Below are 17,269 nucleotides of genomic sequence, written 5' to 3' on the forward strand. Positions count from 1 at the left end.
CTGGAAGTTCGTTTCCAGCCCTTCTTTTATCGTCTGTTGAATTTGACTGGCGCGGTGATCGTCTTGTTGACGTCTGGTGGGGGAGCCGGAACCGGTGAAGCTCGCTGAACCAGCGATAGCACCTCATTATCCAGCTCCGGCCAGCCAGAAGATCGTGCAAGCGTCGCAGAAAGCACCTTGCCGCTATCATCGATGCGAAACCGAACATAGACGGTGCCCTCTTCCCGACGCGACTTGGCACCCGATGGATATTTCTTGCGGCGCTCCAGATGCGCCATCAAACGCGATTGCCAGCGCGCCGGTGTCATGGAAGATGCAAACAAACCGGAAGCCGACTGTCTCGCTGCGTTGCGGCTGGACTGCGTGACCTGTGCCTGTGCCTTCACTGCCTGCTTGGCCGATGCCTGTTCGCGCTGTTTCACCGGCTTCTTCTTCGGCTCATCCTTCTTGACGATTTCCTTTTTGGGCTCCGGCGGCTTAGGTTTTGCGACAGGTAGCGGAACCTCAACCTTATCGAGCTGCGCTATTTCTTCCCGAGGCTCTTCTTCAACAGGCTCCGGCTCGTCCTGAACCACTTCCTGCTCGAGTACAGGTTCATCGACAGGTTCTTCAACCTTCTCGGCTGCAGCGCTTGCATCCGACATCACTTTATCCGGTGATATCTCGTTTTCTTCGGTTTCAGTTGCTTCAGGCGTTTCAGCCAGCTCGATCATGATAGCGGCCGGCGGTGTATCATCGGCCGCTATCATGTCCGGCTCGCGTAGAAGCCACATTGCGGCTCCCACATGCAAGGATAGTACGAGAAGGCTTGCCCCCGCCCAAAGCGCAAGCTCGCTAAAGCTTTCGCGCACCCCGATACTATCCGTTGCACCATTCATGATGCGCCCGCCCAGGCAGGCTCATCCGTATATTCGCTTCTGCGGCGCAGCTCAGAGAGCATTTGACCGTGGTTGATCAGATTGCGCAGATCGCAATCAAGACAAGCCAGGCGACCATCACTGGTCTCAATCGCAAGATCTGCAATGGTGAAATCATCAAAAGCCGCCACGAAGGACCGCAAGGCTGCCTGCAGCAACATGCCGAATGCTGAATCTGATCCCGACTGCTTTGTCGCCTGTTCATCGAAACCCGGCTGCATCAGTCGCAGAACTGTTCCGACATTGATTGTCTTTGCCGGGCGCGCAAGACGAATGCCTCCACCGCGCCCGCGTGAGCCAACCAGAAAACCGTGATGTATGAGATCTGAAACGATCTGCGCGGCGTGATCTTTTGTCGTGCCTGTGGCTTCTGCAGCAGCACGGGTGGTCAGTGCAGTCCCATCTGGTGCTCGCTCGCAAAGAACAAGAAACTCAATTGAAAGCTCTGCCTGTCGGGTGAATCGCATTGCAAACTATCTTTATTCTGGAACGAATTTCACTTCTCGATATTGCGGGCCGACAAAGAGCATGAGGCCTGCAAACAGCATTGCATTGATTGCCAGTTCCACCCCGAAAAGATGAGGGTTCAAAACAACGGCTCCCAAGCCGATTGCCGTAACCAGACTGAGCAGGCACAGCCTGAACAGAAAGGACAGAGTACCAAGTGCGCGCCATGCATCGATGACAAGGCGTGTACTTCTATTGGTTTCCAGCCAGCCTAGAATGCTGGATGAAAGCTGCACAAAGCAAAGTGCTGCACCAAAGACAAACAGGGCTGAAGGCATCATAGGTATCTTCAAACCAATCAAAGCCGCCACGACCAGTAACAGCCCCAGCGCGAGATAACCTGCGCGCTGCCGCTCATCGGGATAGGCGAATTGGGCGGCCCCGTTATTTGCAGTCGTCAGGTTAGAGACGCTCATGAAAGATTTTCCGCACCAGTGCATGGACACGGCGGAAAGCAGCTTCCGCACCAGCGACCACGCGTTCTTCCTCAGCGTCAGAAAGCTCAATTTCATCAAGCGCCGCAGTGAAGGTCCGCCAATGCAGTCCGCGACCTTCAGGAGCACCGGCCAGATGGCGCGCACCAAGTTCTTCAGACAAGCCCAGCTTCAGCGCTTCTTTGAGCAGAAAGGCCGCACCGAGGTTGGAGCCTTCAGCCACATAGAGCCAGCCAAGTGCGGTCGGCAGATCAATGTCGCTTCCGGCAGGGAAGGCAGGCGCGCCATCTGCTGCAGGCAGATCGAAACCGAGATCGATCATGTCCTGACCAACCTGCTCAAAGCGACGGCGCCCCTTTAGGTCGGGCAGCAACACCTCCAGCGCGGCATCATCATAAAGCGCATTGATGTCACGGTGGAACTGATACTGCACCTCAACGAACAATGCATAGCTTTCGCGGCTGGCAAATGGTTTGCCCGCCATGATGGTCTGATCAAGACGTTCGTGAGTGCCCGTCGTTCGCGCTTTCAAGCGCTTAGAGCGGGGAAGAGCAACGGGGTGCTCAAGTGTAGCAGCATCAGTCATTTCGAATATCCCTATTGATAGACGGTGTTCTCAGCGCGTAAAGCCGATAACACCGCTCTACTTATTAAGACGATTGAGGACGCTATTTTTTGCAACGCCAAGGCAAAAAAACTTCACCTTGGCCAAAATGTCGCACCTAACCCCAATTAAAAGTGGAAATTGAGGCCAAGTTTCACGGTGTGTGTATCCAGTGAATTGGAAGCTTTGCGGCCATTGGCGATATTCGAGCTGCCAGTGTGGTCGGTATATTTATAGATTGGCTTCTCGCGTGGATTGCAGAACGATCCTCCCAGAATCTCACAGAAGAATGGATCGGGCGGTGTAATTTCTACACCTGTCTGCTCTCTGGTCGTGTAGTTGCCCCCTGTTCCGGCACGGGCATTTTCAAAGCTGAAGCTGCGGTTGCCAAAGCGGCTGTAGGTGTAATCGGCCATGACCGACCAGCGATCGTTGATTGCATATTCAACACCGCCACCAACCGTGACGCCCGTTCGCATTCCCGACAACTGATCGACGAAGAACAAGCTTGAGCTTGCCTTGCCCATGATATCTTCAGAATAGCGGTACTGGTCGCGGGTCTGCTTCTCATGCGCGAAGGCAACACCCGCCGTTCCATAGACAAGCCAGCGATTATCCAGCGCATAACCAAGGCGACCGCGAATGGACCCCGTCCAATCAATGTCGTAATGCGTGTCTGCCTGAATACCGGCAATGTCCTTTTCAGCAGCAATCCAGTCTTCCTGCATGAAGGCCGCCTGCGCGCCCTTCAAACGCGTTTTGCTGACATCGGCCTCGATACCAAGTACGACGCGGTTGCTAAACTGGTGGTTATAGCCCGCCTGCACGCCGAACAGGGCCGAATTGCCAAATCCACGATCCGCAGATTCACTCGCCGATATCGGATCAACCGCGCCATCAAGCGCAGTCGTGTTGCCCCAAGTGCGCCCGGAAGTCATACCGGCATGAACACCGCCGTAGAAGCCGGTCCAGTCGATTCCCGGTGCCCCACCCTGTGACCGGGAGAATGGCGAGAGTTGCGGCAGGCGCTGATCGCCGCCGAAATTGCTGGTAAGGCCCGCATAGAACGTCCGGCCCGGACCAGGCTGGTTCACCAAGCCAAGCGGATCGACGTAATATTGATCCGTCAGATTTTCGATACGAGCTGTCGCGGTCAGGCTGTCATTGATCTTATATTCGGCAAAGACATCGATGAGCGTATAGGGCTTCCAGCGTGTCAGCGAAATAAACTCACCAGCACCCACCGCTGTAACATCGCCATGACCAATCGCACGCGGACCGACATAAGAAACACGCCCGCCAAGCGTCAGCCTGTCTTCAAGCATCTTCTGCGAGAGCGTCAGATCCACGCTGTATTTCGGAGGCACCTGGTTGGTCGCATAGTCACCATAAAGCGACTTGGCTCCACAGGTGTCAGAGGTGCGGCAGAATTCTACATCAAGATAATAATTTGCCGAGAAATCGGCCGTAAACCCGCCCGCCTCGTAACGACTTGAGAATTCAAGACCTGAAAAGCGTGCGCGATCAATGTTGTAGACCTGCATACCGCTGTAAACAAATTTTCCGCTGTCATCGTAGAAATCGCGGAATGCACGCGCAACATAATCTTTAACGTCCCAGTTAAAGTAGCCAAACTTGACCATGCCGCGATCATCATCATTCAACAGACCATCTCGCGTGAAGTTCGCCCCAACTTCCCAGTTACTGGAACGCTCTGGCTGCAATCCGGCATTGGGAATGACAGTGAAGGCTGAAACCGATTCAAACAGGCTCGGATAGCGTAGCGCGTTGGAATAATTGACATAAAGCTGGCTGCCATCGAAAGGTTCGACCGTCACACCGACCGATGGACTGAAACCGCCTGAATCGCGGTTCGGTTCCGGGTTTAGCTGTACAGCAGAGTTGGCCTCAGTGCGGCGGTCATGTGACCAGTAATGCGAATAACGCAGGCCAGCATTCAATGTCAGCCAGTCGACTGGCTTGTAGGCCGCTTTGGTGAAGACGCCAAGTTCGTCACGATAAGCGTCACGCAGGTTTAGCCAGCCCTCAAGTTCGTTAGTATAAGCACTCGGACGCGTATCTTCCCTGAGATAAGACACACCATAATTCAGGTCGAGATCGCCATAGTCGCCAAACGAAAACTTGGACGTATTGGCAACATCCCCGCCCCACATGATCGTATTCGATCCAGTGCGGAAATTCGGCGAAAGGCCGAGAGATTCCGATGTCGGTATCATGTTGCCGCGACGTGGATTACGCAGTTCCAGTTTTGTGACCCAAAGATTCGCTTTCAGATCAATGAGTTCGTTGTCATCCGGGTTCCAATAATAGCGCAGGGTGCCGGTATCGAGCTTGGAACCAGATGTCAGCTCCTGCTGAACAGGTTGATTTCTGTCCCCTGTGAAACGGGATGCAAGAAGATCGCCAGCCTCCCCACGAAAACCAGTATAGCCCAGCTTCAGCGTATGACCGCCATCAAAGCGCAGCGTCGCTTTTGTCAGGAAGGATTTGGTCTCAAGCTGCGTATTGAGGACTTCTTCGCCAGCACGATAATTCGTAAGGCCGCCGTTTTCGATATATTCAGGCCAGTTCTGACACCAGGAACCCGATGTATTGCAGGTCCTTGCAGGGCCGATATTCACCGGATCGGCTGATGGGCCATGCTTGCCTGCATGATAATTGCCACGCTTACGATAAGCATAGCCCGCAAAGAAATCGTAATTCTCTTCCTTGATCGCAGCGACAATACTGGCAGAGCCATTGGTCGGTGTAAGGAAAGAAGGACGGTTCATACCGTCGGGCGACCCGACGACTTCCGGGACATCACTCGGCGAATAGGGCCATGCATATCCTCCCTTGGCGCCCGCATGCGGTGATGAGGAATTCGAGCCATATTCACCTTTCACACGCATACCCCAGTTATCGCCTTCCTTGACGATATCATCGGCATCGAGTGTTCGAATGGCGACGTTGCCCGCGATACCACGCGAGGATGCGTCCGAGCCTTTGTTGATATCAATGCCCGCAATCAGATCGGGATCAATGTAAGTACGATTGGAAAGGCCTTGATAGCCCTGATAAACGGTCACGCTGTTTTCAGCGCCATCAATCGTGGTTGCAACACGCCCCATGCCCTGCATACCGCGAATATTAACATCGACCGAGCCCGCACCGTTACGCGCTTCACCCGACATCACCCCCGGCGTACCGCGGAAAATATCGGCAGGGCTTGAGCCGCGGAAACGCTCAATGGTTTCGGACGAGATATAATTGGTCGGCGCTGCCGTTTGATAAGGTGCTTCTGCCCCCACCACGCCCGCACCGCCGGTGACGGTAATCGTATCAAGCAGTGTGGTGCCGTCAGCGGCCAATGGTGCCTGTGCAGCTGCCGATTGTGCGGCCAATGCGACAGTGTTGCTACCCGTGAAACGATGGGAAATACCAGATCCCGCAAGCAGACGCGAAAGTGCATCTTGTGGTGTCATCATGCCCGAAACGGCGGGAGCCTGTTTAGCGGAAGCAATCTGCGGCTGATAGGTCACCTGCATTCCAGCCTGCCGACCGAAATTGGCGAGTGCTGAAGACAGCGAGCCTGCGGGAATATTGAAAGAAACCTGTCGCGCAGTCTGCGCTTGCGCTTGAAAAGCTGTCGAAAGGGACAAGGCATAAACGCATGTAGAACCCAGAAGTGCTGCTGTCAGAACTTTCGTCCCCAAGCGCTGCACAACACTTTTATTAACCCGACGCCCCATTGTCCAACCACTCCATCTTTTGGTGAAAAGGCGGTTGTATGGCAGCAGCTAACGTCCGACCCTGATGCTTACAACGAGCGGGGCTTCGGGATTTTCTCCCCTTGCATCAAAAAAATATCAGATTGACGAAATGACCGTCAGCCAAGGCGATATCTGCCGAACTTTTCCGCCATAAGGTTCAACCACTGCTTCCAGCGCGGCAATCGGTTGGTTGAGATCAAACACACCACTAATGCGTTGTGTGCCGAAGCTCGATTGAGCCAGCAGCACCCGGCCTGATTGCCAGCGTGCAATGCGCGCGACAACTGACGCAATCGTATCGCGCTCGGCCACCAGCATTCCCTGCCGCCAGGCTGCAATTTGGGAAACGTCACGATTACCACGCTCGAAGTCGTGGCTTTGCTCATTGAACGACAGCCAGTCGCCCTGCCCAAGTGGTGTTACAGTATCGTTCGCACCGGTCGGCCTGACGGCGACCAAACCATGATCCACCGAAACCGAGAGATAACCCGCGTCATTGCTCACATCGAAAGCAGTACCGAGTGCGGTCGCGGTAAGCTTTCCGGTCTGCACACGAAATGGACGTACGGGATCGGGCTTCACATCGAAAAATGCCATTCCAGCAAGAAGCTCGACGCGGCGCTCATTCGGGCTAAATCGCAGTTGGATCGCACTATCAGGACCAAGCATCGCACGACTGCCATCCGGCAGCGGTACATCCTGCAACTGAGCGGAAGCGGTCATGTAATCCGCTTGCGCCTGCAACATCAGCTGTGGCCCAAACAGTGCCCCGACTGCAACAACGGAAAGCCCAGCTGCTCCGCCCGTGAGGATCGAACGGCGGGATATTTTAGGAGCTGCCGCACGGCGCTGATCATGCATGACTTTACCCGTCATGCCATAGATTTCCATCGCCTCACGCCAGGCGGTTTCGTGTTCCGGTCCACGCGCACGCCAGCGGTTGACCAGCTCTTGGGCCACAGGATTATCCGGATCATCCTGAATGCGGATGACAATATCCAATGCTTCTTCGAACAGCTTTTCGCTTTTCGATAATTCGTCATCCATGCAGCGTCAGCCCCTTTAATTCAGCCGTTTCTCACCGCCGAACTGCTTCTCTCAAATTATGTCCTACTGAATATAACGAATGAAGGGAGGGAATTTTCTCTTTTAAAGACTGCCAGCCGCATCTTCATTCAAACACGCTCTCAGATGCACGTAACCACGCTTGATCAATGTCCATGTTCGCGAGACGGAAAGCCCCAGTTCGCTGGCTACTTCAGCAATCGTCTTTTCATCGAGACGATGCAGTTCAAACGCACGGCGTGTTTGTTCAGGCAACTCAAGCAGCGCCTTTTCAATAATCAAGAGGCGCTGCCGGTCATAGACGATAGTTTCTGGCGTAGGCGTCGTATCGGCAACGCGGCGCCATTCTTCGTCAGGCATATCGACATATTCAACGATGCGCTCGCGCCGGTAGAGATCAATGGACAGATTGCGTGCTACCTGATGCAGATAGGCGCGCGGATTATGCTCATTGCCTGATGGTGTTGCCGACATCACCCGCACAAACGTATCTTGTGTCAGATCGGCTGCCGTCTCTGCATTGTGCCCTCTGCGCCGGAAAAAGCGATGCAGCTCCCGCGCATGGTTCTGGAAAAGGCGTTGCAGATTCCACATCAAACGAAGCTCATTCGGAATAGCTAAATGCCATCGCACCGATCCTCTCCAGACCGGATACACAATCCTCTGACCCGCCTATAGCGGCAGAGTTAGCATTTACTGTAATATATGACTGTAAGAGTCAACTTATTATTGCATTGCTGCCATGATCGAAAATAGCGGCGGGAACAGGACGGCCAAACAGCCAACCTTGTCCTATGGCATCCGGATGTAAAGCCCGCACATAATCCGCCTGTTCTTGCGTCTCCACGCCTTCAACCACCAGCTTCAACTCGAGCCGCCGTGCGATATTGCAAATGTTCTCGACAATTTCGGCGCTGACAGCCTCGGTTCCGATCGCTTGCGTGAACATGCGATCTATCTTGATCCCGCTGATCGGCAGTTTTGCGAGATAGGCGAGATTGGAATAGCCAGTGCCGAAATCATCGATGAAAAATTCATAGCCCCTCGTGCGAAAGGATTTCATCGCTTCAATCAGGCGTTCATGATTAGCTGTCGAGCGCTCCGTGATCTCAAGCACAACTCTGAGCGAAGAAAGTCCATGGCGCTTGACCTCCTGGTCCAGAAAGACCAGCGTTTTCGGATCAATAACATCATCGACCGAAAGATTGAGGCTAAGATAAAGATCTTCATTTGCATGTAAGCGCATGTTCATTTGATCAAGCGCTTTGCGCACGACAATCCGCGTAATATTCTTGATATCGCCCTGCTGCTCCGCAATCGGAATGAATACATCCGGAGGAATCGGCACACCATCTTCGTCTGACAGACGAGCAAGCACTTCCGCTCCAATCACTTGTCCGTCACGCAACCGCACCAATGGCTGAAAGACGACATCGACGCGGCCTTCCGCAATGGAACGTTTGATCTGCTGTGCGAGCGATGCATGGCCCCTACGCCATTGAACCCCTGCGGCTCCCAGTCCGCCACCGGCCAATGCACCGAAGACTGCGAGTGCCATCAATACGCCCGGCGATTGCTGGAAAATGCTGACATTGGTCATGGATGCCGTCACACAGACATCGATGCCATCGGCACATTGCGAAACCAGCCGATGCGTGCGCAGATCATACCATGGCAGCTTTTCGGGCGGCCGTTCCGCTATCTTTCTCGTATCGCCAAACGCTCGGTAAATATATTTGCTGTCGCGGCTAACGACCTGCGCGCTGAGGTTAGGTTCCGCACGTTCGTACAAGGCAAAAGCAACGGGCGATGTAAAAACAATCGCCGAGCCGTGCATGATCATTTCCACCTTTGTCTGGTGTTTTCCGATCTTTTCGGCATTTGCCCATAATCGATGCCCGCCATCCACCTCACGATCCCATTTCGGCAGATCGGCAGGCGGAGACAGACGCCCCCATAAAGCAGTACAAACAATGCGATTGTTTAAAACGCGGCCAATATCGCGCAGATAATGCGCCTTATATGCCAGCAGTCGCAGCTCGGTCAGATTTTCATCCGAGCAGAATTCCTGCATGGAGCTATTCACCACTGCAAGCGTATTTCTGCCAGATTGTGTGACATTTACCGAATGGGACAAGAGATTGTCCCTGTATTCGTTAAGGCGAATGTAAGCGAGCCGAACCAGTTCCAGCTGCCCTAAAAGAATTGTTATGGCGATGCCTAAACAAGCGACGAGCGCAACAAACCACCGATCCCCGTTGGTACGCAGCTTTATCATCAGGATGAATGTCCCCAAGCAGCAAATCAACGCCCCCGTTGTTTGCGCGAAATTACACAACTCAAGGCTGGAAGCCAATGCTTAACATGCTGAAATTATCGCGAAATTAGACCATCCTTAAAATAAACTTTAGAAAAAGCTCACGCGTAGACGTTGCAGAACTCAGTTCCCATCGGGATTTAACTTTAAATCTACCCGCAAGGTTGACGTTGATTATCGGGGCCGTAGATTACCTGACCATGACAAATATTGCGATTGATCAAAATTATCTCCTCGAAAAACTGGGCGCGCTCCTGGCAATCCCAAGTCCAACCGGCTTCACAGATGAGGCGGTGCATTTCGTTGCACGCGAACTGGAGCGCCTCGGCCTTGAAGTCATCCTGACGCGACGCGGGGCGATCCGCGCACGCCGCAGCGGCAAATCGAGAAAGCCCGCGCGCGGTATCGTCTCCCATGTTGATACGCTCGGCGCACAGGTCAAATATCTCAAATCCAACGGGCGGCTTGAGCTTGTTTCAATCGGCAACTGGTCGGCACGCTTTGCAGAAGGTGCGCGCGTTTCGATCTTCTCTTCCAAAGGTACCTATCGCGGCTCGATCCTGCCGCTAAAAGCGTCGGGCCACACCTTCAATGAAGAAGTGGATACGCTTCCCGTTGGCTGGACCTATATCGAGTTGCGCGTCGATGCGCTTGCCCGCAACAAGGAAGACCTCATTGAGCTCGGCATTGATGTTGGCGACATTGTCGCCGTCGATCCCATGCCGGAATTCATCGATAATGGCTTCATCGTCTCGCGCCATCTTGATGACAAGGCGGGCGTTGCGATCATGCTGGCATCGCTCGAAGCCATGCAGCGGCTCGATGTCGAAACGCCGGTCGATACGTACTGGATATTCACCATCGGCGAAGAAGTCGGCGTCGGCGCTTCTGCAGCCGTTGTGCCGGATATTGCTTCTCTGGTCGCCATTGATAATGGCACCACAGCTCCGGGTCAGAATTCGTCTGAGTTTGGCGTAACACTCGCCATGGCCGACCAGACCGGACCTTTCGATTATCATCTGACGAAGAAGCTTTACGAGCTTTGCGGCGAGCACGATATCCCGGTGCAGAAGGACGTTTTCCGCTATTATCGCTCCGACGCGGCATCTGCGGTAGAGGCCGGCCACGATGTTCGCACCGCGCTTCTGACCTTCGGTGTCGATGCCTCGCACGGTTATGAGCGCATTCATTTGAGCGCACTCACATCGATTGCAAAGCTCACTGTTCACTATGCAATGAGCGAGGTTGAGATCAAGCGCGATGCCGAGGAAACCACCAAGGGTCTTAAGGGCTTCACGCATCAGACATCGACTACGGCCGAGCAGGACCTGAGGCCTGAAGACAGCCCGACGGAATAGCTGAAAACAGGACAGAGAATTTGAAGGCGGGATCATCCCGCCTTTTTTTGAGCGCGTCCCCAAAAGCGTAAAGCGGGCGCGGCCACGCAAATTAATTATGATAATTTGTTGATATACGTCATTTCCTCCCTATAAATTATATCCTGACAGATTTGCAGGCAGATATGGCCAAACGAAAGGAACCGCTGATGAAGAGGTTATTTCGCGCCGTTTTGACAGCGGCCACTCTGGTTCTGGCTTCAGCGACATTTCACGCTGGCGCGCAGACACCGCCCGATGTTCTGATCGTCGGGCAGATTGCTGAACCGCAATCGCTTGACCCACACACGGTCACGGCAACCAATGATTTCCGCATCCTTGTGAACATCTATGACGGTCTGGTCCGCTATAAGGATGGCACTCTGGAAATCGAGCCGGCGCTTGCTGAAAGCTGGACCATTTCAGACGATGGCAAAACCTATACATTCAAGCTGAGACAGGGCGTGAAATTCCATGACGGTTCGGATTTCAACGCGGAAGCGGTCAAATTCAACTTCGAGCGGATGCTGAACAAGGATCATCCGTTCTACAATACCGGCCCGTTCCCCCTCTCCTTCAACTTTGAATCCATTGAAAGCGTCAATGCGGTCGATGCAAACACAGTCGAGTTCAAGCTGAAAGAGCCGTTCGCGCCCTTCCTGTCAAACCTCGCCTATCCGACCGGCCTGATCGTTTCGCCAGCCGCGGTCGAACAATATGGCACTGAATTTGGTCGCCATCCGTCGGGCACCGGCCCATTCAAATTTGCCGAATGGCAGTCTGGCCAGCGCGTGGTGGTCGAGCGTAATCCTGACTACTGGGATAAGGCTCCGACCTTGAACGCGATTGTTTTCCGTCCCATCACCGACGCCAATACCCGCGTTGCTGAAATGATGGCAGGTGGCATCGATATCATGGTCGAGGTGCCGCCGGATAATCTCGCAACCTTCAAGCAGGATGCAAATTTCGCTGTCGCAGAACAGGCGGGGCCGCATGTCTGGTTCAGCATTCTCAACACCAAAAGCGGACCGTTCGCCGACAAGAAAGTTCGTCAGGCTGCAAATTATGCAGTCAACAAACAGGGTCTGGTCGATAATGTCCTGCAAGGTTCTGCAACTGTCGCGGCCGGTCCCGTGCCACCTGCATTCAACTGGGTTGATGATAAAACCGAGCCTTATCCTTACGATCCGGAAAAAGCCAAGGCGCTGTTAAAAGAAACAGGCGCTACCAATCCTGAACTCACTTTCTATGTGACAGAAGGTGGCTCGGGGATGCTTGACCCGATCAATATGGGCGCAGCTATTCAGGCTGATCTTCAGGCCGTCGGCTTCAAGGTGAAGATTGAAACCTACGAGTGGAACACCTTTCTTGGTCGCGTGAATTCCGGCCTCGATGGCAAAGCAGACATGGCTGAAATGGCGTGGATGACCAATGATCCAGACACGGTTCCATTTCTCACGCTTCGCACCGAAGCCCTGCCGGACAAAGGCGGCTTTAACTCGGGCTATTATTCCAATCCGAAAGTCGATGAATTGCTGACCAAGGCCCGCACATCGACCGATCAGGCAGAGCGCGGCAAGCTCTACGGCGAGATCCAGTCTATCGTGCACGACGATGCGCCATGGCTCTTTGTTGCCAACTGGAAACAGAATGCTGTCACAACAGCTGCAGTTCAGGGCTTCAAGCTCCAGCCGTCATTCCTGCTGCATCTCAAAGATGTGACCAAACAATGAAGCTTTGCGCCAGAGGTTACAGCATCGGCCCAAAAATCGTATTCGATTTTTGGAAAGCACGATGCGTAGATTCAATAATTTAGAGCGTCCTTTGTGCGTCCAATTGGACGCACGGCGCTCTAGGGCCGCTGGCGCAATTTTACTTGCGCATTTTAAGCAGAAGCGAAACCCGGTTTTGCACCAAATGCGCCCCAGATGAAGCGGAGGAGGGCCAATGCCAGCCTATATCTTCAAGCGGCTCATCGCAGTCGTTCCCGTACTTTTCGGGCTGTCCATCATCGTCTTTCTGGTGATGGCATCAATTCCCGGCGATACCGCCACAGCCCTGCTCGGCTCTTATGCAACGCCGGAAAATGTCGAGCGTATCAATCGTGATCTCGGCCTCGACAAGCCACTGGTCCAGCAATATTTCATCTGGATCGGCAATCTGTTGCACGGTGATTTCGGTCGCTCCTTCGTGCTCAATCGTCCTGTTCTCGATGAGGTGCTGGAACGCTTTCAGGCAACGCTCATTCTGGCAGGTGTTGCTCTCGTACTTTGTTCGATCTTCGGACTTTTCGCAGGCATTGTCTCAGCCGTTCGTCAGTTTGGCTGGGCAGATCGCACCATCACCTTCATCGTTCTGGCAGGCATTTCGATCCCGTCATTCTGGCTTGGCCTTCTGCTGATCTATCTCTTCGCAGTGCATTGGCGCATCCTTCCAGCATCAGGCATGTATGCAGTCTATGGCGGCGGCGATCTCAAGGACCTGATCTGGCATCTGATCCTGCCAGCATCGACGCTTGCGGTAGTTGCTGCCGGTGTGATTGCCCGGCTGACGCGCGGCGCAATGCTTGAAGTGCTGCGTCAGGATTATATCCGCACCGCACGCGCGAAAGGGCTCGATGAGCGTCGCGTGATTTACGGCCACGCCTTTCGTGCAGCCCTTGTCAGTGTCATTCCCGTTATCGGCATTCAGGCAGGCTTCGTGCTGGGCGGTGCGGTCTATATCGAGACCGTGTTTCAATGGCCCGGTATCGGCGCGATGCTTGTGAAGGCAATTTCGACCCGCGACATCCTGCTTGTGCAGGGCGGCGTGCTGATCGTGGCAGCCAGCTATGTGCTGTTCAATCTGCTCGCCGATGTCCTTCAGACCATGCTTGATCCGAGGATACGCACATGAGCGCCCTTTCGGAAACCTACACCCCAGCCGCTCCTGCACGCCTGTCGTCATGGCGTCTGCTGATGAGCAACCGTCTGGCAGCTTTTGGCTTTTTTCTGCTCGCGCTCATCTGCGTGCTGATAATACTCGTGCCAATCCTGCCATTACCCAACCCGGATGCGACAGCACCCGCAAACCGGCTGCAACCGGTCTTTTCTGCAGGTCATCTGCTGGGCACAGACCAGCTTGGACGCGATATTCTGAGCCGCCTTCTCTGGGGCGCACGCGTCTCGGTCGCGGTAGGCTTTGCAGCCACGCTGATTGCCGCCGTGATCGGCTCGGCTATCGGCATAGTCGCAGGCTATGCAGGCGGGCGCACCGACAACCTTATGATGCGCGGCATCGATATGCTGATGGCCTTCCCCTATATCCTGCTGGCACTTGCTATCGTTGCAGCGCTGGGACCGGGATTGATGAATGCGCTTTATGCAATTGCCGTGGTCAATATCCCGTTCTTTGCACGTAATGTGCGCGGCACAGCACTCGGCCTTGCCAATCGCGAGTTTGTGGATGCTGCCCGGCTTTCCGGCAAAGGGCACATTTCAATCCTGCTTACCGAAGTGTTGCCCAATGTGTTGCCGGTCATCGTCATCACCATGTCAACCACGGCAGGCTGGATGATCCTTGAAACGGCAGGCCTCAGCTTTCTGGGTCTTGGTGCGCAGCCGCCGCAGGCTGATCTTGGCTCGATGCTTGGTGAAGGCCGTGCGCAGATGTTCACGGCACCGCATGTTTCCATCGTGCCGGGCCTGATGATCTTTCTGATTGTCATCAGCCTCAATGTACTGGGCGACGGAATCCGCGATGTGCTTGATCCCCGTTTGCGCTCCGGTGCCCTTGCCCGCCCCGGCTCGGTAACGGCAATCGCCAAGAACAGAACCGCGCCCAAGACGAGGATGTTGGATGCAGCCCTCGCGGTCGAAAAGCTCGAAACAGGCTTCGTCAACAATGGCAACTACACGCCTGCGGTCAACAGTGTTTCCCTGCATCTTAATCGCGGTGAATGTCTTGGCCTGATTGGCGAAAGCGGCTCAGGCAAAAGCGTCACCGCACTTTCCATCATGGGGCTTGTGGCCTCACCGCCTGGATTGATCCGCAACGGTGCCATCTATCTTGACGGCAAAGACGTACTCGACATGAGCGAAACCGAACTGACCGCCACGCGCGGCAGCAAGGTCGCCTATGTCTTTCAAGATCCGTTGACCACGCTGCACCCGATGTATTCAATCGGCAAACAGGTCGAGGAGGCAATCGCTGCGCATAAATCGATCAGCGCATCCGAACGCCGGGCAGAAGCTATCGCCTTGCTGGAGAAAGTGGGTATTCCGGAAGCAAAAGAGCGTGCAGATCATTACCCGCACCAACTTTCCGGCGGTCAGCGTCAGCGTGTCGGCATAGCCATGGCACTTGCAAATGATCCCGACATCATCATCGCCGATGAGCCGACCACCGCACTTGATGTGACCGTACAGGCGCGCATTCTTGAGCTTTTACGCGATCTGCAGCGCGAACGCGGCATGGCGCTTTTGTTTATCACTCATGACTTTGGCGTCGTTTCCGAAATCTGCGATCGCGTTGCCGTCATGAAAGACGGGGTGATCGTCGAGACAGGGACCGCCAGAGAGGTGCTCGCCAATCCGCAACACAGTTATACCAAGCGGCTGATTGCCTGCGTGCCGGAACTTGGCCACGGCAAGGACTTCTATGAGCGCGTGGCAAAGCTGTTCAGCCGCAAAAAGACGGAGGCCGCCACATGAGTCAGGCTGCAATCAGTGTCCAGAATCTGAGCAAAACCTTTGGTGGCGGACGCACATTCTTCGGCAAACAGCGCCATGCTGTTGAAGCGGTCAAGTCTGTGTCGCTCAATCTCGCGCGCGGCGAAACATTGGCAATCGTAGGCGAAAGCGGCTCGGGAAAAAGCACTCTGGCGCGAATGCTGGTGGGGTTGACAGAGCCAAGCGAGGGCACGATGAAAATCGCCGGACAGGATGCCAGCGCACTTCGCCGCTCTGGTCCGCGAGCTTTTGGCAAAGTGATCCAGTATGTGTTTCAGGACCCCGTGGCGTCGCTCAATCCGCGCAAGACCATCCGGCAGATACTGGAAACACCCCTGAAGCTGCTCGGTGAACTTGATAGTCAAAAGCGCCAAAAGCGTATGGAAGAACTGCTCGATGCCGTGCAGATGCCAAAAGATACTCTTCTGCGCTACCCGCATGAGTTTTCAGGCGGGCAGGCCCAGCGTATCGCCATTGCCCGCACACTTGCGGCAAATGCCGAAATCATCGTGCTGGATGAGCCGGTAAGTGCGCTTGATGTCTCCGTTCAGGCGCAGGTGCTGCTGCTGCTCGATGAGCTTAAACAGCAGTTCGGCCTGTCCTATCTCTTCATCAGCCATGATCTTGCGGTGGTGGAAGCCATCAGCGACCGCGTTGCCGTCATGTATTATGGGGAAATCGTCGAGGAAGCGACCGCCGAGGACCTTTTTGCGAAGCCACAACATGCCTATACACGTCAGCTGATAGACAGCGCGCCGCGTATGAAAAGAGAGTAGCAAGGTATGGCCCGGAACAGCCGCAGCAAATCGGACAATGCTTCGCTGACCAAATCAAAGCGGCGGCCTGAGGTCATTGCTGACCGTATCAAAGACGTGATCCAGATGGACCGTCTCAAACCCGGTGATCGGCTGCCGCAGGAAAAAGACCTGATCGACCAGTTCAAGGCGGCCAAAGGTACTGTGCGCGAGGCGATGAAGGCGCTAGAAACCCAAGGCCTGCTCTTCACCCGCACCGGCCCCGGTGGCGGCGTCTTCGTTGCAGAACCATCTGCGCAACATGCGATGGAAATGCTCGGCAATTATTTCTTCTTTGACCAGCCAAGCCTTCAGGAAATCTATTCCCTACGCAAGCTGCTGGAGCCTGAGATCGCTGCCTCACTTGCCGGCAGATTGAGCAATGAAGATCTTACGAAACTGGAGAGCACAATGCGGTTTTACGACCGCCCTCCGACCAATCTGGACGACCAGTTTCAGCAGCGTGTGGCAGAGCTGGATTTTCATACACAGCTCGCACAACTCTGCCCGGACCGGCTCCTGGGCTTCATGTGTGGTCTAACGCATAATCTGCTGCGCAACATGCCTGTTGCCCGCTCAATCTATGCCGATCCGACACCCGCATCCCGCGAAGAAGGTCTGCTTTTTCAGCATCGCCTTCTGACAGCTCTGATGGAAAACAGGGCCGAAGATGCCCGCAAAATCGCGCTGGAACATATGATTTCCGCCGAAAAATACATGCTTTCCAAAGAAAAAGAGCTGAAAAAAGCACCAAGCGCATAAAAATCAGAAAT

14 protein-coding genes are annotated in these 17,269 nt (G+C 54.4%); 6 read left to right on the plus strand and 8 right to left on the minus strand.

Annotated features, from left to right (window positions below):
- Positions 1 to 26: 26 nt before the first annotated feature.
- The 8 genes from RT142_RS11815 to RT142_RS11850 all read right to left on the minus strand — a co-directional run bounded on the left by RT142_RS11815 (position 27) and on the right by RT142_RS11850 (position 9,578).
- Positions 27 to 878: an energy transducer TonB gene (locus RT142_RS11815; protein WP_313028733.1), complete on the minus strand. Its 852-nt coding sequence runs from the start codon at positions 876 to 878 to the stop codon at positions 27 to 29.
- Positions 875 to 1,384 (minus strand): Rrf2 family transcriptional regulator, encoded by a 510-nt coding sequence (locus RT142_RS11820; RefSeq protein ID WP_007877252.1) that lies wholly within the window; start codon positions 1,382 to 1,384, stop codon positions 875 to 877. The genes RT142_RS11815 and RT142_RS11820 overlap by 4 nt, the downstream gene beginning before the upstream one ends.
- Positions 1,385 to 1,396: 12 nt before the next feature.
- Entirely contained in the window at positions 1,397 to 1,840 is a 444-nt protein-coding gene (locus RT142_RS11825) for a DUF454 family protein (RefSeq protein ID WP_313028735.1), read from the minus strand.
- Positions 1,827 to 2,444: a biliverdin-producing heme oxygenase gene (locus tag RT142_RS11830; protein WP_313028736.1), complete on the minus strand. Its 618-nt coding sequence runs from the start codon at positions 2,442 to 2,444 to the stop codon at positions 1,827 to 1,829. The genes RT142_RS11825 and RT142_RS11830 overlap by 14 nt, the downstream gene beginning before the upstream one ends.
- Positions 2,445 to 2,590: 146 nt before the next feature.
- Positions 2,591 to 6,214, minus strand: a complete 3,624-nt coding sequence (locus tag RT142_RS11835) for a TonB-dependent receptor domain-containing protein (RefSeq protein WP_313028738.1) — start codon at positions 6,212 to 6,214, stop codon at positions 2,591 to 2,593.
- A gap of 117 nt (positions 6,215 to 6,331) precedes the next feature.
- A complete protein-coding gene (locus RT142_RS11840; RefSeq protein WP_313028739.1) occupies positions 6,332 to 7,282 on the minus strand; it encodes a FecR family protein in 951 nt (316 codons plus the stop codon).
- Positions 7,283 to 7,384: 102 nt separating this feature from the next.
- A complete protein-coding gene (locus tag RT142_RS11845; protein ID WP_007877264.1) occupies positions 7,385 to 7,894 on the minus strand; it encodes an RNA polymerase sigma factor in 510 nt (169 codons plus the stop codon).
- 124 nt (positions 7,895 to 8,018) lie between these two features.
- A complete protein-coding gene (locus RT142_RS11850; RefSeq protein ID WP_313028741.1) occupies positions 8,019 to 9,578 on the minus strand; it encodes an EAL domain-containing protein in 1,560 nt (519 codons plus the stop codon).
- Positions 9,579 to 9,817: 239 nt separating this feature from the next.
- On the opposite strand from RT142_RS11850, the gene RT142_RS11855 reads away from it, so the two are divergent.
- The 6 genes from RT142_RS11855 to RT142_RS11880 all read left to right on the plus strand — a co-directional run bounded on the left by RT142_RS11855 (position 9,818) and on the right by RT142_RS11880 (position 17,258).
- On the plus strand, positions 9,818 to 10,975 hold the full coding sequence (locus tag RT142_RS11855) for an osmoprotectant NAGGN system M42 family peptidase (RefSeq protein ID WP_079213908.1): 1,158 nt from the start codon (positions 9,818 to 9,820) through the stop codon (positions 10,973 to 10,975).
- 188 nt (positions 10,976 to 11,163) lie between these two features.
- A complete protein-coding gene (locus RT142_RS11860; protein ID WP_313028743.1) occupies positions 11,164 to 12,726 on the plus strand; it encodes an ABC transporter substrate-binding protein in 1,563 nt (520 codons plus the stop codon).
- 214 nt (positions 12,727 to 12,940) lie between these two features.
- The gene (locus RT142_RS11865) at positions 12,941 to 13,888 is read left to right on the plus strand and encodes an ABC transporter permease (protein WP_313028745.1); all 948 of its coding nucleotides are present in this window, start codon (positions 12,941 to 12,943) and stop codon (positions 13,886 to 13,888) included.
- Positions 13,885 to 15,684, plus strand: coding sequence for a dipeptide/oligopeptide/nickel ABC transporter permease/ATP-binding protein (locus tag RT142_RS11870; protein WP_313028746.1), 1,800 nt, complete (start codon positions 13,885 to 13,887; stop codon positions 15,682 to 15,684). Before RT142_RS11865 ends, RT142_RS11870 begins: the two co-directional genes overlap by 4 nt.
- Positions 15,681 to 16,478 (plus strand): ATP-binding cassette domain-containing protein, encoded by a 798-nt coding sequence (locus tag RT142_RS11875; RefSeq protein WP_313028748.1) that lies wholly within the window; start codon positions 15,681 to 15,683, stop codon positions 16,476 to 16,478. Before RT142_RS11870 ends, RT142_RS11875 begins: the two co-directional genes overlap by 4 nt.
- Positions 16,479 to 16,484: 6 nt before the next feature.
- Positions 16,485 to 17,258: a FadR/GntR family transcriptional regulator gene (locus RT142_RS11880; RefSeq protein WP_200638136.1), complete on the plus strand. Its 774-nt coding sequence runs from the start codon at positions 16,485 to 16,487 to the stop codon at positions 17,256 to 17,258.
- Positions 17,259 to 17,269 lie beyond the last annotated feature (11 nt).

This window comes from Brucella sp. (assembly GCF_032066345.1).
Lineage (GTDB): Bacteria > Pseudomonadota > Alphaproteobacteria > Rhizobiales > Rhizobiaceae > Brucella > Brucella pseudogrignonensis.